Source organism: Fibrobacter sp., assembly GCA_017503015.1.
Classification (GTDB): domain Bacteria; phylum Fibrobacterota; class Fibrobacteria; order Fibrobacterales; family Fibrobacteraceae; genus Fibrobacter.
This window is the reverse complement of the sequence record JAFVTX010000056.1, coordinates 1-24,210: the sequence shown is the minus strand read 5'-3', so window position 1 is coordinate 24,210 and position 24,210 is coordinate 1. Positions and strand designations below refer to the sequence as shown.

General features: G+C 52.8%; 22 protein-coding genes and 1 other RNA gene. 6 read left to right on the top strand and 17 right to left on the bottom strand.

What is annotated here, in order from left to right:
• Positions 1-157: a transfer-messenger RNA gene (ssrA, locus tag IKB43_10580) on the top strand; the annotation flags it as partial.
• A gap of 318 nt (positions 158-475) precedes the next feature.
• On the opposite strand, the gene IKB43_10575 is transcribed toward ssrA, so the two are convergent.
• Positions 476-2,611, bottom strand: a complete 2,136-nt coding sequence (locus tag IKB43_10575) for a polysaccharide biosynthesis tyrosine autokinase (GenBank protein ID MBR2470570.1) — start codon at positions 2,609-2,611, stop codon at positions 476-478.
• A 42-nt stretch (positions 2,612-2,653) separates the two neighbouring features.
• Positions 2,654-3,670, bottom strand: a complete 1,017-nt coding sequence (gene galE / locus IKB43_10570) for a UDP-glucose 4-epimerase GalE (GenBank protein ID MBR2470569.1) — start codon at positions 3,668-3,670, stop codon at positions 2,654-2,656.
• An 84-nt stretch (positions 3,671-3,754) separates the two neighbouring features.
• Between galE and pflA the strand changes: the two genes are divergently transcribed.
• Complete coding sequence (pflA, locus tag IKB43_10565) at positions 3,755-4,501, top strand: pyruvate formate lyase-activating protein (protein MBR2470568.1); 747 nt, start codon at positions 3,755-3,757, stop codon at positions 4,499-4,501.
• Between the two features lie 39 nt (positions 4,502-4,540).
• On the opposite strand, the gene IKB43_10560 is transcribed toward pflA, so the two are convergent.
• Together IKB43_10560 and IKB43_10555 are read right to left on the bottom strand one after the other, a co-directional pair.
• The gene (locus tag IKB43_10560) at positions 4,541-5,056 is read right to left on the bottom strand and encodes an OmpH family outer membrane protein (protein MBR2470567.1); all 516 of its coding nucleotides are present in this window, start codon (positions 5,054-5,056) and stop codon (positions 4,541-4,543) included.
• Between the two features lie 23 nt (positions 5,057-5,079).
• A complete protein-coding gene (locus IKB43_10555) occupies positions 5,080-7,791 on the bottom strand; it encodes a BamA/TamA family outer membrane protein (protein MBR2470566.1) in 2,712 nt (903 codons plus the stop codon).
• 327 nt (positions 7,792-8,118) lie between these two features.
• On the opposite strand from IKB43_10555, the gene IKB43_10550 reads away from it, so the two are divergent.
• From IKB43_10550 to IKB43_10540, 3 genes are all read left to right on the top strand, one after another.
• On the top strand, positions 8,119-9,456 hold the full coding sequence (locus IKB43_10550; GenBank protein MBR2470565.1) for a phenylacetate--CoA ligase: 1,338 nt from the start codon (positions 8,119-8,121) through the stop codon (positions 9,454-9,456).
• A 161-nt stretch (positions 9,457-9,617) separates the two neighbouring features.
• Positions 9,618-10,049 (top strand): hypothetical protein, encoded by a 432-nt coding sequence (locus tag IKB43_10545; protein ID MBR2470564.1) that lies wholly within the window; start codon positions 9,618-9,620, stop codon positions 10,047-10,049.
• 15 nt (positions 10,050-10,064) lie between these two features.
• Positions 10,065-10,613, top strand: coding sequence for a manganese efflux pump (locus IKB43_10540; GenBank protein ID MBR2470563.1), 549 nt, complete (start codon positions 10,065-10,067; stop codon positions 10,611-10,613).
• Positions 10,614-10,631: 18 nt separating this feature from the next.
• Here the strand turns inward: IKB43_10540 and nirJ2 are convergent, their stop codons facing one another.
• The 7 genes from nirJ2 to IKB43_10505 form a co-directional block, all read right to left on the bottom strand.
• Positions 10,632-11,624 (bottom strand): putative heme d1 biosynthesis radical SAM protein NirJ2, encoded by a 993-nt coding sequence (gene nirJ2, locus IKB43_10535; protein ID MBR2470562.1) that lies wholly within the window; start codon positions 11,622-11,624, stop codon positions 10,632-10,634.
• Positions 11,625-11,692: 68 nt separating this feature from the next.
• A complete protein-coding gene (locus IKB43_10530; protein ID MBR2470561.1) occupies positions 11,693-13,138 on the bottom strand; it encodes a BamA/TamA family outer membrane protein in 1,446 nt (481 codons plus the stop codon).
• Positions 13,139-13,303: 165 nt separating this feature from the next.
• Entirely contained in the window at positions 13,304-16,189 is a 2,886-nt protein-coding gene (locus IKB43_10525; protein MBR2470560.1) for a hypothetical protein, read from the bottom strand.
• 5 nt (positions 16,190-16,194) lie between these two features.
• Positions 16,195-16,662, bottom strand: coding sequence for a hypothetical protein (locus tag IKB43_10520; protein MBR2470559.1), 468 nt, complete (start codon positions 16,660-16,662; stop codon positions 16,195-16,197).
• 11 nt (positions 16,663-16,673) lie between these two features.
• Positions 16,674-17,090 (bottom strand): roadblock/LC7 domain-containing protein, encoded by a 417-nt coding sequence (locus IKB43_10515; protein ID MBR2470558.1) that lies wholly within the window; start codon positions 17,088-17,090, stop codon positions 16,674-16,676.
• A 12-nt stretch (positions 17,091-17,102) separates the two neighbouring features.
• Positions 17,103-18,050 (bottom strand): GTPase domain-containing protein, encoded by a 948-nt coding sequence (locus IKB43_10510; GenBank protein ID MBR2470557.1) that lies wholly within the window; start codon positions 18,048-18,050, stop codon positions 17,103-17,105.
• A gap of 293 nt (positions 18,051-18,343) precedes the next feature.
• Positions 18,344-18,604, bottom strand: coding sequence for a 30S ribosomal protein S20 (locus IKB43_10505; GenBank protein ID MBR2470556.1), 261 nt, complete (start codon positions 18,602-18,604; stop codon positions 18,344-18,346).
• A 109-nt stretch (positions 18,605-18,713) separates the two neighbouring features.
• On the opposite strand from IKB43_10505, the gene IKB43_10500 reads away from it, so the two are divergent.
• A complete protein-coding gene (locus IKB43_10500; GenBank protein MBR2470555.1) occupies positions 18,714-19,838 on the top strand; it encodes a DegT/DnrJ/EryC1/StrS family aminotransferase in 1,125 nt (374 codons plus the stop codon).
• Between the two features lie 415 nt (positions 19,839-20,253).
• Here IKB43_10500 and IKB43_10495 read toward each other — a convergent pair whose 3' ends face one another.
• The 6 genes from IKB43_10495 to IKB43_10470 form a co-directional block, all read right to left on the bottom strand.
• The gene (locus IKB43_10495; protein ID MBR2470554.1) at positions 20,254-20,457 is read right to left on the bottom strand and encodes a hypothetical protein; all 204 of its coding nucleotides are present in this window, start codon (positions 20,455-20,457) and stop codon (positions 20,254-20,256) included.
• Positions 20,458-20,544: 87 nt separating this feature from the next.
• On the bottom strand, positions 20,545-21,477 hold the full coding sequence (locus tag IKB43_10490) for a TraB/GumN family protein (protein MBR2470553.1): 933 nt from the start codon (positions 21,475-21,477) through the stop codon (positions 20,545-20,547).
• Entirely contained in the window at positions 21,478-21,753 is a 276-nt protein-coding gene (locus tag IKB43_10485; protein ID MBR2470552.1) for a hypothetical protein, read from the bottom strand.
• Positions 21,754-21,759: 6 nt separating this feature from the next.
• A complete protein-coding gene (locus IKB43_10480; GenBank protein ID MBR2470551.1) occupies positions 21,760-22,188 on the bottom strand; it encodes an ABC transporter ATP-binding protein in 429 nt (142 codons plus the stop codon).
• On the bottom strand, positions 22,188-23,129 hold the full coding sequence (locus tag IKB43_10475) for an iron ABC transporter permease (protein ID MBR2470550.1): 942 nt from the start codon (positions 23,127-23,129) through the stop codon (positions 22,188-22,190). The genes IKB43_10480 and IKB43_10475 overlap by 1 nt, the downstream gene beginning before the upstream one ends.
• A 6-nt stretch (positions 23,130-23,135) precedes the next feature.
• Complete coding sequence (locus IKB43_10470) at positions 23,136-23,960, bottom strand: hypothetical protein (protein MBR2470549.1); 825 nt, start codon at positions 23,958-23,960, stop codon at positions 23,136-23,138.
• Between the last annotated feature and the right edge of the window lie 250 nt (positions 23,961-24,210).

The following is a 24,210-nucleotide window of genomic DNA, read 5'->3' as shown; positions in this document are numbered from 1 at the left end:
GCCTGGGGGTAGGTTCCGAGATTCACTAGGCTGGTCAAACTCTGCGCCGACCTTCTTGGGCGTGGATAAGACGAGACCTTAAATACGAAGGGAAAGCTTGTAGGAATGGACATGGACGTGATTTTGGACAGGGGTTCGACTCCCCTCACCTCCAGAAAATAAAAACCCACCTTGTGTGGGTTTTTATTTTCTGGAGTTTTTATATGACCGGATTGGCCCAATTCTTGCCAAGGCATTCTGGTTGGCCAATCCTCTCGCCTACACCACTGATTAATATCAGTGGCTCCGGCTCACGAAAAAGCAATATCGCTAGCCGTGTGGGTCTTTTTATATGGAGGTGAGGTTTAATGACCGCTCGGACTAGAGTCTAGCACCAAGTGCTGGGCTGGTCCTCGCTTTCGCAAACACGCCTCGTTAATACGAGGCGCTTTTTGCTCACAACGACCGCTCGGACTAGATGCCGAAAAGCACCTTGCTATTTCTTTTTACTGTAATACTTGCCGTAGTAATGGCCGTAATAATGGCCCGGCTCGTGCTCGCAGTGGTTCATCACAAAGGCGCAGGGCTTTTCGCTATAGCGCTTGAGACGGCCAACCGCATCCTTGATAGAATCCATGGAATGCTTGCCATAGTGAAGAACAAGCAGGTTGAAATCCACCAAGCCGCAAATCAGTTCGGCGTCTGTCACCAAGTCCATAGGCGGCGTATCCACGACAACCACGTCAAAATGCTGCTTAGCCAAATGAAGAAGCTGTTCAAAAGAACCACCTCTCAGCATGTCCGTAGGCGCAATGGTTGCGTTGCCTGCGCCCATGATGAAAAGATTTTCCACTTCGGCAATAGACACAGTCTCTTGCAAGTTGCACTTGCCACACAGGGCATCGGCAAGACCATATTTCTTGCCACTGTGATGCACTCCGCGGCGCATATCCGCATCTATAAGCAAAACCTTCTTGCCCGACATTGCATAAAGAGTTGCCAGATTGATGCTCACAAACGACTTTCCAACGCCGGGGATCATCCCGGTAACCATCATCACGCGCTTTTCTTCTGACATCGAAAAGTCAATTGCCGTCTGCAAAGAACGCATAGCTTCGCAAGCCGGGTTGTCCGGAGCGGTAAGGACTAAAGCCTTGTGCTTTTTGCCCCTAGCCAAGGATTTAACACCATCCTTGAATTCAGGAATCTTGGCATAGACGCTTGTATCCGTTTCACGTTCGACTTCAAGGGAACTGCGAACGCCATTCCTAAGCATACGCAGCAGGAACACCAGCAGCACTCCAAGCATAAAGCTTGCAGCAACGGAACAAACGAGAATGTTGAACTTCTTGGGCTTGCTGGGTTTCGACTCCACCTGGGCAAAATCGACCACACGCACATTGCCCACTTCGCCTGCACGAACCACACGGAGCTGCTGGATATTGTTCAGCATGGTGGTATAAAGGGCGTTGTTTACCTGGACCTCTTCCTGAAGGCGCATCACCTCTTGCTGGGTCAAAGGCATTTTCTCTGTCTTGACCTTGAGCTTAGCCAGTTCTTTACGCAGCTTGTCTAATTGTTTGTTCAACGTAAGCACGTTGGGGTGTTCGGCCTTGAACAAGCGGGTCACCCTCTGTCGTTCCTGCTCCATCTGGAGAATCTGCTTCTGCAAGTCCACCTCTTTTTGCAGGTGTACCTGTGTTTCGCCCGTCATATCCACAGAGCCAATCCTGTAACGATAGTCGGCAAGTACTTTTTCAGCACTATCCAGCTTGGCTTTAACTCCCGGCAGCTGTTCTTCCAAAAATTCCAAAGTCTTTTCAGCCTCTGCACTACGCATCTCTACATTCTGACGCAGATATGTATTAGCGACACTGTTCAGAATTGCTGCAGCCCTGTCCGGGAAACGGTGAGAATAGGATACCGAAATAATACCCGATTTCTTGCCCTTCTCAGCAACATTCAATCCTTTCGCCAAGGACCTTATTGCAGACAAGGCGTTTATTTGAGAAAGCACAAACACCTTTCCCTCTTGAGCCCGCAAGAAATTCACACGGATTGCCAAGGTGTCGTCTGCATAGGGAGCCTTGATCATGTCCCCGACCACTCCTTCTACGAGAGCTGAACCCTCGGGAGTGACCACCACGTAAGAACCGGGGCCTGTTACCACAGCTTTCCAGACACCATCCCTAGCCCTTTCCGGAATATAGAGGTGTTCCAAATCCATACGGCCTTCTTGGTGCATCAATCGATCCAGACGGCCAACAGGGGAAGCCTTGAAACAAAGGTGTTCGTCTTCAACGACACTGGAAAGAACCATGCGGCTCTTGATCAGTTCAATTTCAGCATCAGCGGGGCTAGCCACATCCAAAAGGGCGCCCATCTCGCCCATGGCCTTGCTGGTCTTGTTTCCCTTCACGTCAATCTGCAAAAGGGCGTCACTGGTGTACTGAGGACGAATCCAGTTTCCCAGCAGGATACCTATCGCAGCACCAACCACCATGAACAAGATCAATACAAATTTCTTTTTCCACAAAATTCCCAGGGCTTCCATCAAGGTGATGGTATCCCCGGTCTGTGGGGTTTGGATTTGCGCCAAACTAATTGTTGCTCTCTGTTCGTTTTCAGACATTCAAAAACCGATTTTTAATTTTTTACCAAGTATAGAAAAAAACTAGCCCCGATAACCTTTGGGATTGTTCTTCTGCCAATTCCAGGCGTCGCGACACATTTCCTCAATACCGAACCGAGCTTTCCAACCCAATTCTTTATAGGCTTTTTCGGGGTTGCAATAGCAGGTGGCAATATCCCCTGCACGGCGGGGTTTAATGCTATAGGGCACCTTGACCCCGTTCACCCGCTCAAAAGCATTGACCACGTCCAACACGGAATAACCATGTCCCGTTCCCAAATTGTAAATGGCAAGGCCGCACTTGCGTTCAATAGCCTGCAAAGCACTCACATGTCCAGCCGCCAGGTCGCACACATGAATGTAGTCCCGAACACCCGTTCCGTCGGGAGTATCGTAATCATTACCGAATACACCCAATTCCTTGCGAATTCCCACTGCCGTCTGAGAAATATAGGGCATCAGGTTGTTGGGTATCCCGTTAGGATCCTCGCCAATGAGACCACTGGGGTGCGCCCCGATAGGGTTGAAGTAGCGCAGCAGCACCACATTCCATTCGGGGTCGGACTTCTGCAAGTCCATCAGCACCTGTTCCAGCATGGACTTGGTCTGACCGTAAGGGTTGGTGATAGCGCCCTTGGGACAGTTCTCAGTAATGGGGATTTCTGCCGGATTGCCATAGACCGTAGCCGAAGAAGAAAAGATAATGTTCTTGACTCCGTTATTACGCATTGCATTGAGCAACACGAACGTGGCGTTCATGTTGTTCTCGTAATACTCCAGAGGTTTTTCCACAGACTCCCCAACGGCCTTGAGTCCGGCAAAATGAATGCAGGCATCAAACTTATTTTGTTTGAACAGGGCGTCCATGGCAAAAGCATCCCGGACATCCGCCTTCACAAAGGGCACATCTTTACCAATAATCTTCGAAACCCTGCGGAGAGATTCTTCGCAAGAATTGACAAGGTTATCCACCACCACCACAGAATGGCCGGCTTTGTCTAACTCTATAATCGTGTGGCTACCGATATAGCCTGCACCACCAGTTACAGCAATTTTCATAATGAGCCAATTTTATAAGTTTGTATAGCGTAAACATAGAAATTTTAGCACATTCGCCTTGAACTATTTTGTAACTTTACGAACATGCTCGGCAGAATCAACAAACTGGAAACATTTGGCTCCGTAGATGGCCCCGGAGTCCGGTTTGTGGTGTTCACACAAGGGTGCCCCATGCGGTGCTTATTCTGTCACAATCCGGAAACCTGGGATTTCAAGGGGGACAAGGCGGGAGCCTTTGACATTTCTGCAGAAGACCTGCTGAAAAAGGCCCTCCGCTACAAGAGTTACTGGGGAAGCGACGGAGGCATTACCGTCAGTGGTGGCGAGCCCCTGATGCAGATGGATTTCTTGCTGGATTTTTTCACCCTGGCAAAATCGGCGGGAGTACACACTTGCATAGACACTTCCGGGGTAAACTTTGTCCGCACCGAACCCTACTTCAGCAAGTTCAAGCAACTTATGGAAGTTACCGATCTACTCCTGGTAGACCTGAAAATCATTGACCCCGAGCAGCATAAAAAACTCACTGGCCATTCCATTGAACACAACCTGGACATGTTCCGCTACTTGAACGAAATCCGCAAACCCATCTGGATCAGACACGTGCTAGTTCCGGGGATTAGCGATAACGACGAATATCTAGAAAAGACCAAGGAATTTATCCAGTCACTATCCAACGTCAAGAAAGTGGAAGTGCTACCCTACCATTCCTTGGCTCTTGCAAAATATCAAGAAATGGGACTCGACTACGCTTTGAAAGACGTAAAGTCTCCAAGCCCAGACCGGGTCAAAAATGCAAATAGGATTCTAAAAACAGAATCCTACCGATAAAATTGGCGAAGCCTTAAACGAAATTTATGACAGGCGCTATTAGCGGTTGTTCAAGTAATCCAGTACCTTCTGGGTCAGGTCGTTCTCTTTTTTCCAGAATACCACCGCACCTGTTGCACGGTCCACCACCATATCGTAGCCTTCTTGCAAGGCAATCTCATTGATGGCCTTGCGAATTAGCTGGATAATGGGACCGCTCACCTTCTCGTTTTCGGTAATAAGCTCACCCTTGCGGCCATAAACACGGTCAATGAATTCCTTCAGTTCCGTTTCCTTCTTGGCGTAGTCGGCTTCCAGTTCACGCTTCTTTTCGTCAGAAAGCATCAGTACCTGCTTATCCAACTTTTCCTTGATAGCGGCCAGTTCTTTCTGAATCAAGTTACCCTGTTGTTCCCACTTGGCCACTTGACGGTCATATTCTTCTTGGGCCTTCTTGGTTCCCTTGTAGCCGTCAAAGATTAGCTTGGAATCCACATGGGCAATGCGCAGTCCATCTTCGGCAAAGGCGGAGCACGCCAGAAGCATAGCTAGCAAAATCACCAGACGACGAATCAAAGATTTTTCGAGCATAAAGCCTCCTAGAATCCTTGGCCTATCACAAAGTTGAATTCCATGTCACCCACCTGGGTACGCTGCAAACCAGAATAGGTTTCTCCCACATCCAAAGGCCAAGCAAAGTCGAAGCCGATAATACCGAGCATGGGCACTACCACACGGAAACCAAAACCGTAGTCCTTCTTGAGACTGGTGGGATCCCATTCGCTCAAAGGATTGCGGCTGGGTTTGGCCACCTTGGTCTTAGGGTTATAGCGTTCGCCGAACACGTTACCCGCATCAAAGAAGAAGGGCAACAAGTAGAATGTCTGGGGTACAATGGCCAGCTGGAGTTCCGCTCCAATATACTGGAAGCTGCGACCCAAGCGCCGGTAACCGATAGAGCCCGAACTGTAACCACGCATCATGCCTTCATAACCGAGAACACCGCCCATGGTGTAGAGTGTTCTATACTGGAGCTGATCGCCGAAGATGACACCGTATTCATTGGTAAGGGCGATGGCCAAGCGGTCACGGAACAAGGGGAACCACCACTTGATAGTAAGTTCCGTCTTGACGAACTCAAAGTCACTATACAGCACATCATCTGCCACCTGAACATCCAGCACGTAGCGGGAACCGTCCGTGGGGAACTGGGGCAGGTTCTTATCGTCGCGGATCAGGCGGAAGTTCACCGCCGATTCCAGACCGGTATAGACTACATAGCTGTCGTCAATATTGGGGCCCTGCTTGTTCATAAGCCAGCTGTAACCCACCTGACCATAGAAGTAGTCGTCAGGCCACTTGAGACGTTTACCCACATAGACCTGACCACCGTAACGGGTAATGTCCGGGTCGTCGTAATCGCTCATATTCCACCAGCTATAGCTGAGGCTTGTACCCACGGTAATGGGTTTGTCCAAGAACCAAGGCTCCTGGAAACTGATGGAAGCACTCTTCTTATCCATGCCGTATTCCACGCTGAAGGAGGCCGCCTGACCGTTACCCATACAGCAGTTGGGAATAGAAACACTGGCCGTACCCACAAGTCCATCGCTCTGACTATAAGACACCCCCAAGCTGAACTGGCCTGTGCCCGCTTCCTTTTCTTGCACGTTGAATTCCAGGTCCACTTCCTGGTCACCCACTACCTTGATGTCGGGCGTCACCATGTCGAAGTAGTTCAGCTGCATGATTTCGCGGAAACTACGTTCCAGTGAAGACTGGCGGTAGGTGTCGCCCGGATACAGGCGCACTTCACGACGGATGACCTTTTCGTTCGTCTTGGTATTGCCGCGTATATAGACCTTGTGGATAGAAGCAGGCAAACCTTCGCGCATGCGGTAAGTCAAGTTCACCACGGAATCGTTCACGAAGGTCCTTTCCTCGTCAAACTGAGCGAACAGGTAGCCATCTTCACGATAAGAATCCAGAATAGCCTTGCGTGAGGCGTCGTACTTATACTGGTCAAAGACCTCTCCGCTATCCAGGCGGAAGGCGTAATTCAGTACGGCATCGCCCAGAACCTCATTTCCGGTAAAGTGGACATTGCCCATGTAGTACTTGCGGCCCTCGATCATGGAAATGTGGATACAAATCGCACTGGATGTCTTAATGTTGTCATACTTGTTGAGGGCCGGGAACATGTCCTCGATCATGTAGCGGACCAGGAGTTTTTCTTCGTAAGGACGAAGTTTCTTAAGATTCTTGAGGGAGTCAATCTTCGGGTTGTTGAACTTGCGGCCAGCCACAATCTTCAACCATTCCTTACGGGACTTTTCGTAGCGGATAATATCGTTGATGAGTTTCAGAGCATCTTCTTCGGACTTGACCTGGGGTAGCGGACGGGACACATAACCGTGAGCCCCAACACGTTCATTACGGAAATAATGAGTCACCTCCATGGTGGGCTTGCCCGCCATCTTGGCCATAGCGGTAGCGGTATCACCCATGGCTCGGTTCAACTGATCGTAGAGCGGTTGTAAGGATTCCCCGACAGGGACCATTCTTCCTAGGTAGAACAGGCAACTAGAATCGGGCAGATACTCCGCATAATATTCGGTCAATTCTGCATCCAAGTAACCGAAATGACGGATAACATTCAGCACCGTATCTCGGTCAGCTTCAAAGACGGCTTCCTTGAATTCGCCACCACCCCACCACTGGTCCAGCTTGGTCAGCATGTGTTCCATGATGTCTTCAGCAGGCACATTGTCGTTACCCTGAATATCGAACTGACGAACCTTGACCTTTTCCCCTTCACGGACAATGAAGGTCACCTGGTTCTTGTTCTCGTCAGTGGCCGTTTCGCGGTATCCCACTTCGGCGAGCAGGTAACCTTCGGAATGGTAATAGTCTATCATGGCCTGACGGTCCCGTTCCAGCTGGCTCTTGCTGTAAACCTGGCCCGGGATCATGCGAATCTTGAGCCGTAAATCTTCTTCAGAAATTTCATCACAGCCGTCAATGATGGCCGTGTCCAAAGCAGGCAGTTCCTTAATCTTGAAAATCAGGTCCACATCGGAACCGTCACCCACATAGTCCACCCAAGCCGTCACATCATCAAAAAGACCCGACTGGTAAAGGCTTGTCACCGCCCCCTGGACTTTTTCGGACAAGGCCGCAGGGGAATAGCTCTGACCGTCCCGAATTCCGATTCGACTGAGCACAGCCCGTTCGTCCATATGTTGGTTTCCCTCCACACGGACCTTATGTACCTTATTCTCTGCCATATAGTCGGCAGACATCTGGGACATATCCAGAAGCTGGGCCGACGCAACAGCCACAAAAATGAGCAACAAACAAACAACGCGAAGGCGCAGAATAAACCTACCTATCAATGCAAAAAAGACAAAATTCTGCCCAAAAATACAAAAAAGACGAGGAATAAGCCCACAAAAAGACTCTAAAAGAGGGATAAAAGCCTATCAAGATTCCATAAACTTTACATTTTTTGTCAAGGAGCCTAAATCATCCATCCTATCCAAATTTTTTCATTTTTTTTGATTAATTCCAAAGAAAAAAAGATAAATTCTACTCCGTAATTTTCACACTGGTCTCAAAGACCGCTATCTGAGGTTTATATGCGTTCAACCGCCTGGAATGACGAAGAAAATAGAGTCCTGCCCGAAATGGCCCTGGACTTCATGCCCGAAGAAAAACTCCGCGAACTGCAACTGCAGCGCATGCGCGCCACCGTGAAGCTTGCCTACGAGAAGGTCCCGCTCTTCCGTGAACGCATGGACGAGAAGGGATTAAAGCCCGAAGACATCAAGACCCTCAAGGACGTGGCCAAGCTCCCCTTCACCATGAAGAAGGACTTGCGCGACACCTACCCATACGGGCTCTTCGCCGTAGACCTGAGCGAAGTTGTGCGCCTGCACGCAAGTTCGGGCACCACCGGCAAGCCCATCGTGGTAGGTTACACCAAGGAAGACATGGATGTGTGGGCCCAGGTCGTGAAGCGCGGGCTCCTCGCCTGCGGGTTCAGGAGTACCGACATCGTGCAGAACTTCTACGGCTACGGCCTGTTCACCGGCGGTCTCGGCATCCACGGCGGTTTCGAAGCCCTCGGTGCAACCGTCATCCCCATCAGCGGCGGCAATACCGAACGCCAGGTGATGCTCATGAAGGATTTCGGCGTCACCGCGGTGGGTGGAACGCCCAGTTACTTTGTCCGCATCATCGACGTTGCCGAAAAGATGGGTGTTGACATCCGTGACCTGAAGGTCAAGCGCGGCATCTTCGGTGCAGAACCGTGGAGCGACGGCATGCGCGACTACATCGAAGAAAAGACCGGCATCAAAGCGTATGACATCTACGGCCTTTCCGAAATCGTGGGACCGGGCGTGGGCTGCGAATGCGAGTGCCGCGACGGCATCCACATCTTTGAAGACCACTTCTACCCCGAAATCGTCGACCCCGAAACGCTGGAACCGCTGCCGGACGGCGAAGAGGGCGAACTCGTGCTTTCTACGCTCAGCAAGAAGGCCATGCCCATCATCCGCTACCGCACCCGAGACATCACCGCCATCGAGAAGACCAAGTGCAAGTGCGGCCGCACCATCCGCCGTATCCGTCGCATCGGCCGCCGTAGCGACGACATGATCATTATGCGTGGCGTGAACGTGTTCCCGAGCCAGATTGAGACTGCCCTCCTCCGTGCCGAAAAGGCTCTGCCGCACTACCAGATTGTGCTCGACACCAAGAACAACATGGATACGCTTGAGGTCAAGGTAGAAGTCTCCCGCGACATGGTGAGCGACTCCATGGGCGCCATGGAACAGCTGAACAAGAAGTTCAAACATTCCATCGAGCAGATTCTCGGCATTTCCGTCATTGTCACGCTGTGCGAGCCCGACTCGCTGCCGCGTAGCGAAGGCAAGGCGAAGAGAGTGGTGGATAACAGGAAGAAGATGTAACGCCGAAGGCGTAGTGAGTAGTGAGTAATGAGTCGGTGCTTCGCACCTTTGAGTTTCAATAATCGCGCCATTGGCGCCAAACTATACACTCACAACTCATTACTGACAACTCATCTCACTCTTCGTTTTTGTCAAGAAGTTTTAAAATAGGAGTATCTCAAATGAAAATCCCGCAAGTTTCAGTTTTCGTCTCTAACCGTCCGGGCCGTCTCCAGGCGGTGTGCAAGTCCCTTGCCGACGCCGGCGTGAACCTCCTTTCGCTCACGCTTGCCGACTCCGGCGAATTCGGTCTTATCCGCCTGATTGTGAACAATCCGGAAAAGGCCGTGGACGTGCTCGCCAAGGCGGGTCTCAGCGCCACCATTACCGACGTGGTGGCCTGTCCTGTAAATGCCGCCATCGGTGGTCTTGCCGAACTCCTAAGCACCGCCGTTGGGAGCCAGCAGATCGACTACATGTACGCTTACCCCTCTACCTTGAATGGATCCAACATTATGATTCTCCGTTTCCAGGATACGGACAAGGCCATTGAAGCCCTGAAGGCGACCAACTTCAAGGCCATAGACAAAGAAGAATTGTTCAAGAACACCTAAACCTATTAGGCGATTTTGAGTTATCTTTCCGTAATTCTCATTGCGGTCATCGAGGCCATGGACTGCTTTGCCGTGGCCACTTCTATTGGGCTGGGGCGCTCGGGAGTGTCTCGGTTAAAAGCCCTTGTTCTTGCGTTGTCTTTCGGGTTCTTTCAGGGAGGCATGACCCTTGTAGGGTTCTTTTCTGGAACCCTAGCAAGACACTGGATACATGACCTGGGTTCCATTATTGCCTGTGCCATTCTCTGCCTGCTAGGAACCAAATTTATCTTGGAAGCCTTCCGCAAAAAGGAGCACGTGCACAAGATTGTAAACCTGTCTTTTGCAAGTATCGTACTGCTTTCTCTCGCCACCAGCATTGACGCCCTCACCATCGGTATATCATTTGCGTTCGTCGAAATTGACATAGTCATTGCCACCATCACCATAGCGCTAGCAGCATTTATGTTCGGAATTCTCGGTTTTGAAATCGGAAACCGTGCCGCCAGAATTTTCAAGAGCAACCTACCTCAAATTTTTGCTGGAATCATCTTGATTGCCATCGCTGTCAAGTTCTTTTTTTAGGAACACTCCTGCAATAGTCTACTTTAATCCGCGACCGTAGGCACAGTAGCTGTCTTCTTGCATGTAGTCGCCGTCGTGGTAGTAGGCGGCACGAGCCCTGCAACCTCCGCAACGGTCGTTGAACTTGCACTTGCCGCAAGCCCCAGAATAGGCTTTGGTGCGAAGTTTCTTGAACACATCCGCATTGGCCCAGATTTCGTCGAAAGGAGTATCGTGAACATCTCCAGCCTCTTCCATCATGTAGGCGCAGGGGCGCACCTTGCCGATAGGGCTTATGATGCAGTAATCAATGCCCGCAAGGCAGCCCCGGCTGTAGCGGGTCTTGATGTCCAGCTGGTCGGCGATGCGCAAAAACTGCGGAGCGCAAGTAGGTTTCACGGGAATGCCGAGCGTGCGGCTCTTTTCCATAATGCGACGGAGCAGGCTTTCGTATTCAGCTACACGGAGGGCGTGGTCTTCTATTTCTTTTCCACGGCCCACAGGAATCAGGAAGAATATCTGGTGATTCACTGCACCAATTTCCTTGACCCAGTCCATGATGTCAAAAATTTCATTCTGGTTCCAGTCCATGATGGTGGTGTGAATCTGGAACGGAAGCCCGGCCGCCTTGCAGTTTTCAATGCCCGCCATAGTGAGTTCGAAAGCGTTGGGCAGTCCACGAAAATCGTTGTGGCGTTTCGGGTCGATGCTGTCGATACTGATGCCCATGGCCATGGCACCGGCGGCCTTAAGCTTAAAGGCCAAATCGTGAGTAATTAGGGTACCGTTGGTACCGAACACCGGGCGAAGACCCTTGCTTGTAGCATGAGTCACCAGCTCAACGATATCCGGACGGGTCATGGGTTCGCCGCCACTGAAAATCATGATCTTGAACCCCGCCTTGGCAATCTCGTCAATCAGTTTCAAAGCCTCTGCCGTCGTGAGTTCAGCCGACTTGTTTTCGCCTGCATCCTGGTAGCAGTGCTTGCAGGTCAGGTTACACTTGTTGGTGGTCATCCAAGATACAATCATTCAAAACCTCTCATTACAAGAAACCCAAGTATAAAAAATAATCCTTCGGGGCTGCTATCGTTGCACCCCTAGAACAATGTTTTCAATCCAAATCCGATAATTCCGTCCAAGTAATTTTCTCCGTTTCGTAGTGCATAGTACAGATTCACACTCCAGTTGCCGCGGTATTGCGTAAAGGCAACACCGTAATCCTGTTCACGTTTCCAACCGCGTTCCGGAGCAAACCCGCGGTACAGTCCAGGCTGATAAAAGGCCTCGACACTCAAGTTGTAACCGCCTTGCCAAAGCAGGGCCAATTCTGAAAAACCGTAGGCACGGCTCCGCATAAAACGGTAACCCATACCCTTGAAGCTGTCCATGCCACCCAGAGCGAAATAGTCGGTACGTTTCAGAGCGACATCTGTGGGGAAAATTCCGCCGGCAGCCCCCGTGAAGCGGGTGATGACATTCCCGAACAACGGGTAATAGGAAAGAATCTTGGCATGGCTTTCCAGATAATTGTCCAGGGAATCGGGTCGGTCCATTTTCCAGGTGGCAGAGCCCTGCATCTTGAATCCGCGTCTCGGGAGCACGAACCGGTCCAAAGAAACGTAGCTCACCTCGAAGGTGGTGTGCTTATCGTCTTCGCTCATGCCGAAGAAAATCCCGATGTTCCAGTCAAAACCGATATCCCGAGTCACACCGACTTCGCCCATGGCGATACGCTCCGTCACATCCTTCATCTTTCCGTCCAGGGAATCCGATTCCACAGAATAAATTTCTTCGTCAAACTGTCCCCGCAAAACTATGTTCCAGGGGGTGCCGAAAATCCAGGGCTCCTTGTACATAAAATCCAGATGACGGGAACTTTCTCCCGTAAATCCTTCCAGAGTCAAGTCCCTGGCCGTTCCCAGGATGTTGTAGAGTTTCACGTTCACCTGGCCTTCCCACAGGTTGTCTTCGCTGGAATAGCTCAAGAGCCCTTCGGCTTCGGAATTCCGGGCCGCCCTCATGCTGAAGGCTGGCACGAGCCTGTTTCTTGCAGGGTCGCGGAACAACCTTGCGGGAGCCGTCTGTTCAAAATACCCGAGACGGGCAAGCTTTCGCTCGGACCGTTCCAGGTCCGTCAGAGAAACAGGTGCGCCTTCTTCGATGCCGCTGAGCCTCCGGAACACTTCAGGGTCCGTGCCCGAGGAGTCCAGGTTCTCGGGTGCGGCCCAAACATACCCTGCCCCACGTTTCAGCTCCACCATCAAGACTCCCAGAGTATCCTTACCCGAAGCGCCACCCATGCCGTAATGCATTTTTCCTACAACCTGAACTGCCGCAAAGCCACGGTCTTCGTAGTCCCGCGCCAAGCGGGATGCCGCATTGTGCCAGGCTTCGCAGGGTGAACCTTCTACCAGATTCAAGTGGGCTTCGTCATAGGCGGAATGTTCCCCGACCCATACCACCTTGTGGATACGGCACAAAGACGCCTCTCCCGCAAAAGCGGAAGACGCCAAGGCAAGAACAAACAGGATTTTACACTTCACATTCCACATCTCACATTCTCAATCGGATCCTCGCCTTGGTTCGACTTCGCTCACCACAGGACGCGAGGATGACAACTCTTGAAACCATCTATCCTAACCACTAACCACCAATCACTAATCACTACCTACAACCTAAAACCCAACCCCTAGATCCTATCCCCTAACCTAAAAATACGCCCTCGCTTCCGTTGTCAACTTCTGAAAAATATTCTCTTCGGCATTGCCAAACCTGAGCACATAACGCAGTCCGCAAGAAATAAAGTCGTTTATATCTACAGAAACGGAAGATTCCAGCCGGTAGGTGCGGCCATCGCTGTAGCCGTCCATCATCTGGTAGGGAATCAGGTCGTCGCCGCTTTCCATCTGGATAACCGAGAACTGCACGAACCCATCTACCATATCTCTGCGGTTATAGCCCAGGCGTAGGGAACCTTCCCACAGGTAGGCGTCAAAAGCGTAATCCTGGTCGTCTTCGCCCTCGCCCGTGCGGTAACGGCCGCCGGGCTGCACAAAGAACCCGTTCCAGAAATCAAAGCGATACCGGCCCGAAATATCGCGGGTATCCCAGTCCAGAACCTGCAGGGCCTTCAGTTCCACATCTTCTAAAAGCAAGGTCGCTCCCACAAAGTGGGCGTCATTTATCTGGAATCCTGCATCCAGCAGGTGATGGAACCGGGTCTCGAAATAACTGATGGAACTGAGCTTCTTGTCGTAATCGGCACCGGGCTTGTAAGTAAAGGTAATCCCGCGGGGGTGAGCCCAGGTGCCCCGCAACTCGTAGCTCACCGTTCCCGAAGAAATCTCCCGCAGCTGCGAAGGCGTGGCCGGCGGAAAGTAGATTTTCTTGCCGGTGGTGTCCTCCCCCACTCCGTCGAATGTTCCACCCAATGAAATGTCCCGCAGAATGCCACGCCGGATACCGAGAGAAATTCCAGGGCTCCAGTCAATATCCATCCGGAACGCCGCATTGGAAGCAAGAATCGCCCCCAAGGAATCGTTACGGCCCATACCCTCGTAAACAAAATCTCCGTTATCTACCCCTTCAATAAAACTGCCGGTCAGGCTGTCGTACCGCACATCTCCAGTGCCCTTGGCCACAGCCTTGTAGATTGGCGTGTAGGTCTGTTCCTCGGTGAGCCCCAGCTTGTAATCTACGCTAGATACCAGCCCTATTTCCTCGTGACCGAAGGTCCCGCGAAAATCCCCGACCCAGCTGTTCTCGGAATGGCCACCATTTTCGCTACGGCGTTCGTACTGCAAGAAATGGTCCAGCTGTGCATAACGGCTCTGCCAAGCAGCGCTCTGGATCCAGGCCACGGACTGCAGGGAGTCCCGCCAATCCTTGCCGAAAGTATCGCCCTTGCGTTTAGCCGTCTTGGTTTCCGCTCCTTCGCTTATGTTCCAGGAGTCCCCCACCATCTGGATTCCGGTGCCGGTCTTGCCGTAAGCCACCTGGTTTTCACGGCCCAAGGAATCGCTTTCCGTATAGCGCAGGTCAAAATTTCCGAAGGGCCGCAAAAGTCCTTTCAAGAACTCCACATTTCCCAAGGACTGGTAACGGACCCGTTCCTGCTCCTGAAAACTTTCCACCCGAAACGCGCCCACATCGCTTTTTACCAAGTTGGACTTATGGATTAAAGAAACCCCTCCCCTAGAAGAATTCCAGCTTTCCTTTTCGCCCTGCCGGTAGCCCCAGATTCCATGAAGGAACCAACCCGTAGCAAGTCTCAGCCGCATGCCGAATTCGTCGTGACGCAGGTCGCCATCTACAAGGGCGGCGCTGTCCAAGTCCCATTCGTCTAGAAGACTGAAACTGTCCCAGTCCTTGTCGCTGCCTTGAAATTCGCCAATCCCGAATTCTTCCTGGATGTAGTTTCCGTAAACGGAAAAAGCCAGCGGAAACTTTTTCATATTTTCCGACGAATCGGAGGTGACATACCAGCGGTAGCCGTAACCTTCGGGCCCGTCCACTCGGTGAGAGACCGTGTTGGAATCCGTGCGGTTTATGGCCATTTCCAAGTCCGCATAGAAACGCCTGTCTCCCTGAAGCCGAAGTCGTGCGCCAGCGCGGTCTGTCCGCTCGGGCCTGCGGAGCGCCCCCAAAGAATCGTCACGAATAAATTCACTTCCGTCGTCGTGCTTGAGCATCTTGTAATCTTCGTCGGTCCAGAGGCCGCGTTTCATGCGGTGACGGTCGTTTTCCAGACGGAATCCCGAAACGTCCAGGTACAGGTTCGGATGCCTGTAGGCGCCATGGGCGGCGTACATGTTGTAGATGTTCCCGTCATCGTAGGCATCGTATTCTACACGAATCTCGTCATCAGGACCGGGATTTCGGCGGCCCTTGAAATTCAAAAGGCCTCCTGCGTAGTTCACCTCGTAATCCACGCCAGATGTCAGCAGGTTCCCGTTCAAATAGACCCGCTCAGAGCCAGGCACCACCGAAAGGTAACTACCGTCGTCACTGATGGAGTAGCCTTCCCGCTGGCCGCTCACGCCGTTCATCACCCGGACAATGCGGTTGGTCTCGTCTGTGCCCGCCATGCCGCGGACTTCGGTATAGCCTCCCCTGAGCCCAACCATGGCCCCAAGGCTAGCCCTTTCCAACCCGAACAAGCCCATGTTCCTGTCCCGCCAAATCAAGTCGCCCAGGTGCACCATCCAGTGCCTGGACTCCGCACGAAAGTATATCTGGTCCACTTCCTGCAAGGTGGCGGTGGTCTGGTCACCGGCACGGCGGTCCACGTCCGAAAGCAAAGCGTCTATATAGACGCTGTCGCCTACAAAGCCCTGTATAGAAAGCCGCAACTCCTGATCCACCTGGGTACCGCCATCGCCCACCGTCACCTGCATGGTCTTGTAACCGTGAGTGGAAAGCCCCGAAATTGCTGACCCGTCGCGGCCTTGCGCACCGCCGTCCAGTTCACGCAAATCGTTATTTCGGACAAGGTAGTCCGGATTCCACACGGGTATAGAATCCATGTTCAAGGCGAAAGCCCGACTCCACAACAGTACCCCCAAAAACACCTTTATCCAAGGGCCTTTGCGCATGGGAGCTACCTGCTTGTAGAGTCAATCGCGAACTGTTGGCTATAAAGGAGCTTGCGTCCCGAAACCAAATCCACGCTCCATTCGCCGGGTTTCAGCAAGGCAGGCAGAATTTCCGTAATGCAGGCTTCGGAATCTTTCTTCAAATTGCAGGGCAGCACCTGCACCGTATCCATACCGTGATACCACACATGCCAGAGGGTGTCTTCCCTGTCCTTGAGGGCCGAAGAAATGGTGGTGTAAAAGTAAAGCCTGGAACCTTCCTCGAAAACAGAATCCGCGCCAAACGGCGTCTCCTTGACGATATGCCTGCACACCGTACCCTGGGCCAGGGAAAGTTCCGTGTTTCCCGCATCCTTGATGGAATCGTCTGTAGAAAGGTAGGCCACCGTGCGGTGCACCAAGAACGCAAGCAACACCGCGACCAGTATGACCGTCGTCTTTCGGATATTGCGCAGTGGCGGAATTCCTGCCACAAAAGCCTCGACTAGATAAGCTTACTGGTGTTCTGGGTAAAGGCCGGGACGGCATCCACCAGTTTTTCTACCAACAGGCGATTGAAGTCGTCGATGCGGTTCGGGAGCCTGGAGCCCGGGAACACCTGCACCAGGAGCAAGGCCTGGTCCACAGGAGAAATGTAGATGGAGCGGTTTTCGCCGGAATAGGACACCGACTGGAAGTTCTCGCCACCCAGCATGTTACCCACCTGACGGGCAGAGTCGAAAGAAGCGGTGCTCAGCACGGCAAGAGGAGTGGGATCGATACCCAAAGAGCCCACCTCGGCGATAATGGAACCATCGCGGTGGCAAAGCACAATGTATTCGGCCTTGACGCTTGCCTGGTAGGCTTCCATTAGGCGGCGGACCTTGCCCACGTCATCGGAATAAATCGTAAAATCGCTCATAACACACTCCTTCTACTTCTTCTTAGGAACATAAGGACGCAATTCAATTTCGTCGTCTCCAGTTTCCTGAGGCTTTTCCATCGCGCGGCCAAAGGTAGGCATGCGGGGGACCGTAGCGGCGGCACGTGGGCGACCAAACGGCGAAGAGGTGGCTCCCTTCTGGAACAAGCCCGAACCGGCATTACCGGACGGAACCGCCCCTGCAGGAGGGCGAGCCGCAAAAGAAGGCATCTTGAAAGGCGAAGAAGGAGCTGCCGCTTCGGGTTGAACCTGGGGCTTTGGTGCGGCCTGCTTCACAGACACGCCTTCCTTGGTCAGGGACACGTCATGAACGCCGGTGTTGTTCACACTTTCAGCGGCCTTGCGCAAAAATCCCTGCTTCACGTTAAACTTTTCGATCACCAGCATGGCGATGGTCTTGAGGGTCGTCACCACGCCCTTTCCGTTATGGGCCGTAGCCGGGAAGAAGGGCACATTGCGAGGATTCAATTCAGCATTCAGTTCTTCCAGGGAGAACACATTCTCCATATCGCGCTTGTTGTACTGAAGCACAAAGGGCATGTCATCCAGATCCATGCCATAATCCTGGAGGTTCTGCCTCAAGTTCTGGAGGCTTTCCAAGTTTTCGGCCTGGCGGGAGCGCTGGGAGTCCGCCACAAACACAATGCCATCAACACCGCGAAGCACCAGCTTACGGGTGCTGTTGTAATAAACCTGACCGGGAACGGTATAAAGCTGGAAACGGGTCTTGAAACCCTTGATATCGCCAAGATTCAGAGGAAGGAAGTCAAAGAACAGGGTACGGTCGCCTTCGGTAGCCAAGGACACCATGTCCGTGCGCTTGTCCTGGGGCATTTTCTGGTGAATCACCTGGAGGTTCGTGGTCTTGCCACTCAAACCAGGTCCGTAGTACACCACCTTACAACTAATCTCTCTTGTAGCAAAATTTATTGATGACATTTCAAATCCCTGACACCCTTCATTTTACAAACATTTCATATCCATAATACAAGTTAATAATCTAGCAAAAAACATTTAACATATTTCAGGAAAAAACAAAAAATAAGGGCAATTACGGTCCCGAGCATATTCCAAGTTGAGTGATATTAACGAATGTTTACATGCCGGTCGCAGATGTGAGGCGCGAGGCTCGGGGCTCGGGGTGCGATGAGCGAAACGGCCCCTATTCCCTATATGCGGAAAAGACCGGCACGGGAAACCGTACCGGTTCAAAATTCCTAATAAAGGATCAATTAGGCGAGGCCGTTGATGACCTTGGCGGCCTTGGCCTTGTAGTTAGCGGCGCGATTAGCGCAGAAACCGGCACGACCCTTGGCAGCAGCCTTGTCCAACATGCTGAACAGGTTGGGCATTTCCTTGAGGGCAGCTTCCTTGGAAGTTGCAGTGCGAATCACCTTGAGGCTGGAACGAATCGCAGAGCGGACGGAACGGTTCATGGCGTTGGCCTTTTCGGCCTGACGCAGACGCTTTTTGCAAGATTTGTGTTGAGGCACCTTTTAATCTCCGGGTAAAACCTACTTAAAATTTGTTGGCTCAAAGATAGTAAAGTTGGAGATAATGTCAACCCCTCAAAAAGCCGTGAAATGCTAAATTTTGCGCATTATGATGCCCTTTGTAAACCTCTCGGCCCAGAGAAACGCCTACCGGCAGGAGCTGGAAAAAGCCGAAAAAGCAGTACTTGACAGCGGTTGCTACATCGGCGGACCGGAGGTCCAGGCCCTGGAGCGGGAGCTGTCCGCCTACTGCGGAGGGGTCCAGACGGTCACCTGCGGGAGCGGCACCCAGGCCATCGAGATTGCCCTCATGGTACTCAGACTTGAACCGGGGGACCAGGTCATCGTTCCGGACTTTACCTTTATCGCTCCGGCGGAATGCGTGGCAAAACTGGGGGGCATCCCCGTTTTTGCCGACATCGACCCGAAAACGCTCCAGATCGACCCCGAAAGCGTCAAGAATCTCGTGGGCCCCAAGACCAAGGGCATTATCGCGGTGAACCTGTTCGGGCAGTGCGCCCCCTACGAGGCCCTGCGGAAAATCGCCGACGAGTGCGGCCTCTGGATACTGGAAGACAGCGCCCAGGCCTTCGGGGCGACGTATACCGCTGGTGGCACCGGGTGCGGGACCGCTGCCGGGGGGAACGCTCGCCGGGCCTGCACCTTCGGGGACATTTCCATTACCAGTTTTTACCCCAGTAAGCCCCTGGGCTGCTACGGCGACGGCGGGGCCATCTTTACCGTCAACGCGGAATATGCGGAAAAAGCAAGGCTTATCGCAAACCACGGCAGCAGCGAACGCTACCGCCACGTGGAAATCGGCGTGAACGGCAGGCTGGACGCCCTGCAGGCGGCAGTGCTGCGGGTCAAGTTACGCCACCTGGAACGGGAACTGGAACAGCGGGCGAAAAACGCCAAGGTTTACGACGAGCTTTTCAAGGACATGCTGGGAGTTATGCCACAGGCCATAGCCGAAGGCAACACCAGCACCTACGCCCAGTACACGGTGCTGGCAGAGAACCGGGATGAATTTATCGCAAGGTTGGATGCCGTAGGAATTCCCTACTGCATCCACTATCCCATGCCGCTGCATGAGCAGGCTTGTTTTGAAGTGGCTGCCGCCGGTGCGAAATCCGCGAACTGCCCCGTGACAGAAAAAATCTGCAGGCAGGTAATAAGCCTGCCCTTCTGCGCCTTCACCGACGTGAAGGGTGTCGTAGAAAAACTGCGATAGAAGCGGACAGATGTAACCTGGTCCTAGTGCTACTGCGTAGCGTTTGCTGCCATAGCCCAGGTGTACAAGCGGCCGTACTTGGCGCAGTTGGCAAGCAAAGTCATGACGGCAAGAAAAAAACAATGAATCGTTTTTTCATACCCAATCCTTTTTAAGAAGTTTGTTTGTATGCAATCCATATAAAATTTTCGGTAATGCCAAATGAAGGGGCTGCGAAATGCGGGGAATGAGGGGTGGTTCGTGTGGCCCCAGGGTGACAATGGGAAGGGCAAGGAGATCCCCGACCAAGATGATAGCGGATCCTCGCCTGCGCGAGGATGACGAAGATAGAGGCGAGGATGAGGAAAAGGGAGTGATGATGCCAGGTGGCGGCTCGATGGCCGCCATGACGTAGGAGCGAGGATGCCCCCGGGGGCTACTGCATGTCCATATCGGACAAGTTCTTGTAGATAGAATCGGACTTGGCCTTGACGGAATCCAAAGTCTGCTGAAGGTTCTTGATTTCGGACTGGAGGGTCACATTCTCTTGCTTGAGGCGGGCGATTTCGGCCTCGGCTTCGGCGTTGGTGCAGGCGGTAAAGGCAAGAGCAAGGACGATAGCGGCAAGAATCTTGTACATGAAAAAACCTCTGGTCAAAGATAGTAAGAATCTAGATGGCGGCTCAAGGCCGCCATGACGGTTGGCAGGATTCGCCATGACGGTTGATTAGAACCGTTCCACCTTCAGGCCACGGCGGCGGAGCAGCTCGATGACATTGTCCCGGTCCAAAACCAGATGGGCAGCCCCTACCACCACGAACACCTTGCGGTTTTCAGAGAGAAACTGTGCGATACCGACCGCCATCTTTTCGTTCCGCTCCTTGTAAACCCGCCGATCGGACTCCGCCTCCATCAGGGAGTCCCGTGCCGACGAATCGGCCTTCTTCCCGGAATTCAACACCTGGACCATCAGGGAATCGTCTCCCGTTTTCCAGGCGCGGGACATCTGGGCCACCATGGAATCCAGTTCCGAAATCTCTTTCAGGGTATTTTCCAAATAGTAGATGCCCAATGAATCCCCTTCCGAAGAGTCCGCCAGGGCGCCCACCTGTTCTTCGGCAGTTTCAAGCCCAACGATGGGCATGCCCCGGAGGGCGGCACTGTCCAAAAGGACCGCGTCTATACCGTAGGCAGGGTCGATTCCCGAGCGCTGGATGGCGATGGAGCTTAACGTCATGGCGGCAAGCCAGGGCCGCAAATTCATGAGTGCCATGTTCGGAAAGTTCCACACGGTGCAAAGACTGTCCAGAGAATTCCAGAGGGCGATGGGTAGCACCTCTTTCAGGCGCTTCCCCTGGGGGAGCATACCCTTTTCTAGACTGTTTTTTGTAACGGTTGCCGCCACGGAATCGTCGGCGATGTTGATTTCTACCGCCAGTTCCTCGGACTCGTCAAAAGCGTTCGAAATGTCTGATGAAAGAGGATAAAAGGTACTGTCCGCAAAATGGATGCTCCCGAGAATCCACACATGGGAATCCCCATCCGAAACCTTCCACAAAAAATGCCGTTGCTTTGCAACAGAACTCTGGGAAACGCCTTCGCCCGTCGAAGCACAGGCCACAAACAACAACGCGCACAATCCTATAAGAAGGGACTTCATCTAGACCTCCGCCCAAGAGAGAAGGCCAAGTTCGCGGACATGGTCCGCAGGTGCAAATTCCAGGTTTCCCTTTGAAGTAAAAGCCAAAATGGAGTCCGCATATTTTTCGGCATAGTCCACCCAATGGGTAGAAAGCACTACCGCCATGTCTTTTTCCCGGGACAATTTCTGTAGAGTTACAAACAAATTCTTGCGGCGTGGAATATCCATAAAGGCATCGGGTTCGTCCAGCAGCAAGAGCCTTACCTGCTGAGCAAGGGCACGGGCCAAATACACACGGCTTCACTCCCCGTCGGAAAGTTCCGCCACCTTGCAATTTTCAAACAAAGTAACATCCATGTCATCCATAGCGGAATCGATAATTCTTTCGTCTTCGCGACTGTGTCCGTCCAGAAATCCCGCATAGGGCGAACGGCCCAAAGACACGAACTCACGGACCGTCATCTCGGCAGGGGCCGCAAGCCCCATACGGACCAGCGCCACCTTCTTGGACAGTTCCCGCAGGCCGTATTCCGCAAGGGGGCGGCCCTCCAGTTCCAGAGATCCGTCCAAAGGTAGCAGCATTCCCCCGAGGGTCTTGAGAAGCGTACTCTTGCCAGAGCCGTTCTCCCCTACCAGGGCTACCACCTGACCCGCCTGGACTTCCATGTCCAGAGGACTCGCCAACGGAGACTCATACCCGAAGGTCACCTGACGCAAGTTCAATAGCATTACAGGCCCCCTCTTCTAGAAGACCGGACCAGCACCCAAAGAATCACAGGCACGCCCACCAGGCTCAGGACTGCATTCAGGGGATACTCCGGCAAGAGTCCCGCCAAAAGCGCCAAAGTCGCACCGCACAGGGCAGAACCCGGCAACAGGACGCGATGGTTGGAACTGCAAAACAGCAGGTAGGCCAAATGGGGCACCGCAATCCCAAGAAAGGCGACAGGACCACAGAAGGCGGTAACCGCCGCCGCCAGAACGGAGGCTCCCAGAAGCACCAGCTTCTTGTAGAGCGACACCCGAATGCCAAGCCCACGGGCAAAGTCATCGCCCAAACGGGCCCCGTTCAGGTAACGAACCGAAGCGCCAATCAAGGCCAGGCCTGCAGCCACGGCCACCACGAAAATCCAGATACCGTCAGAAGTAAGTCTGCCGAAACTTCCCATGCCCCAGGAAACATAGACCCGCAGGGATTCGGCATCGCTCCAGGTAATCAGGAGGCTTATGCAGGCGTCGATAAAGTAGCCAATCAGGAGCCCCGCCACCAGGAGTACCGTGTTGTTCCGGAACCTGGTCGAAATTCCAAGCACCAGGGCTGTTACCGCAAGGGATCCGACAGCAGCAGCCCCCAAAGTACCGAACCTCCCAAAGCCAAGGCCCGCCAGCATGGACAATGCCACCGCAAAGCTCGCCCCGCTGCTGATGCCCAGCACAAAGGGGCCCGCCAGGGGGTTTTGGAAAACCGTCTGGAGCGAAAGACCAGACACCGAAAGGGCGACACCTGCAAGTAGCGCCGCCGCCACACGAGGGAGACGCAAGTCCCAAAAAATCGGGGAATCAAGAAGACCACCCATGGAAACATCCACGGGGCCGCTTACGAGGGTAATGAACGAAAGGGCTACAACACAAAGGGACAGGACGACAAAGCCTAAAACCGTCCGCCGCATGGAGCCCTACTTTTTCTTCTTTTTATCCAGTTCCTTCTGCATGGCCGATGTAGCCGCCGGGTCCTTGAAGTAGAACTCGGGAGGAACATTCTCGAAGCCCTGGAGGGCATTGAGCCAGTTGTCGTTCAGGTCGCGGAACTCCAGCTTGTTCAAGTTATAACGGAGGGTATCCCCCATAATCTTAAAGGTGGTAAAGTCCCAACGGATGACCTGACGGTCCTTGAACACTTCACGGGTTATGAGAGAAGTATCGCTATCGAACTGGTAACGGGCCTTGTAGGCGTATTCGCCGGTCATCTGATAACGGCCGGAGTCGGAATAGGTGCGGGTCACGCCGTAAATGGTGTCGTTCATGCCAAAGCGGATTTCGGCATCGCGGAACGCATGCCCGTGGGCCACGATGGCGGTACGCCATACACCGAACACCAGTTCTTTCATGGCCTTCTGGAACACGGTGTCCTTTTTCCAATGGTCAAAGTTGCTCTTGTCGTAACGGGCGCGCTTCACGTACTTGCCCTCGAGGATAAGTTTACGGACGCTATCGGCACGAGCCTTGGCGAGGCTGTCGGTATTCTGCTTCAGGGGGACTGCCGCCGCCTGGGCATCGATGGAATCCAACTTGGCCTGGATCATTTCGTCCAACACCTCGGTCGCACCACGGGGGGTGACCAGTTCTTCGGCAGGGGTTTCCGCCACTACGGCAGTGGAGTCGGCCTGCTTAGGAGGGGTCGGCAGTGTTTCAGTCGCCGCGGCATCCTGGGCAAAGGAAAAACCGGCAAGGGACAGGGTCAAAATAGAAGCGACAAAGTACTTTGAAATAGAGCGTATCATCACCAATAAATTTAGTTAAAGAGCTAAAAAAAGTTCCACTTTTTGAAAAAAAAGCCAAAAAATGCCCCAAAATGGTTCCTAAAATCCACCGTTCCACCCATGGCAGTCAAAAATGTGCCCAAGAGACCCAGTAATTCTATATTTGGGCTATGCTAGACTATTCCCAGGTAACAAGCCCCTGTTTCGTGCTGGACGAAACCCGCCTCCGCAGGAACATGGAGATTCTGGACCAGATTCAAAAACAGACCGG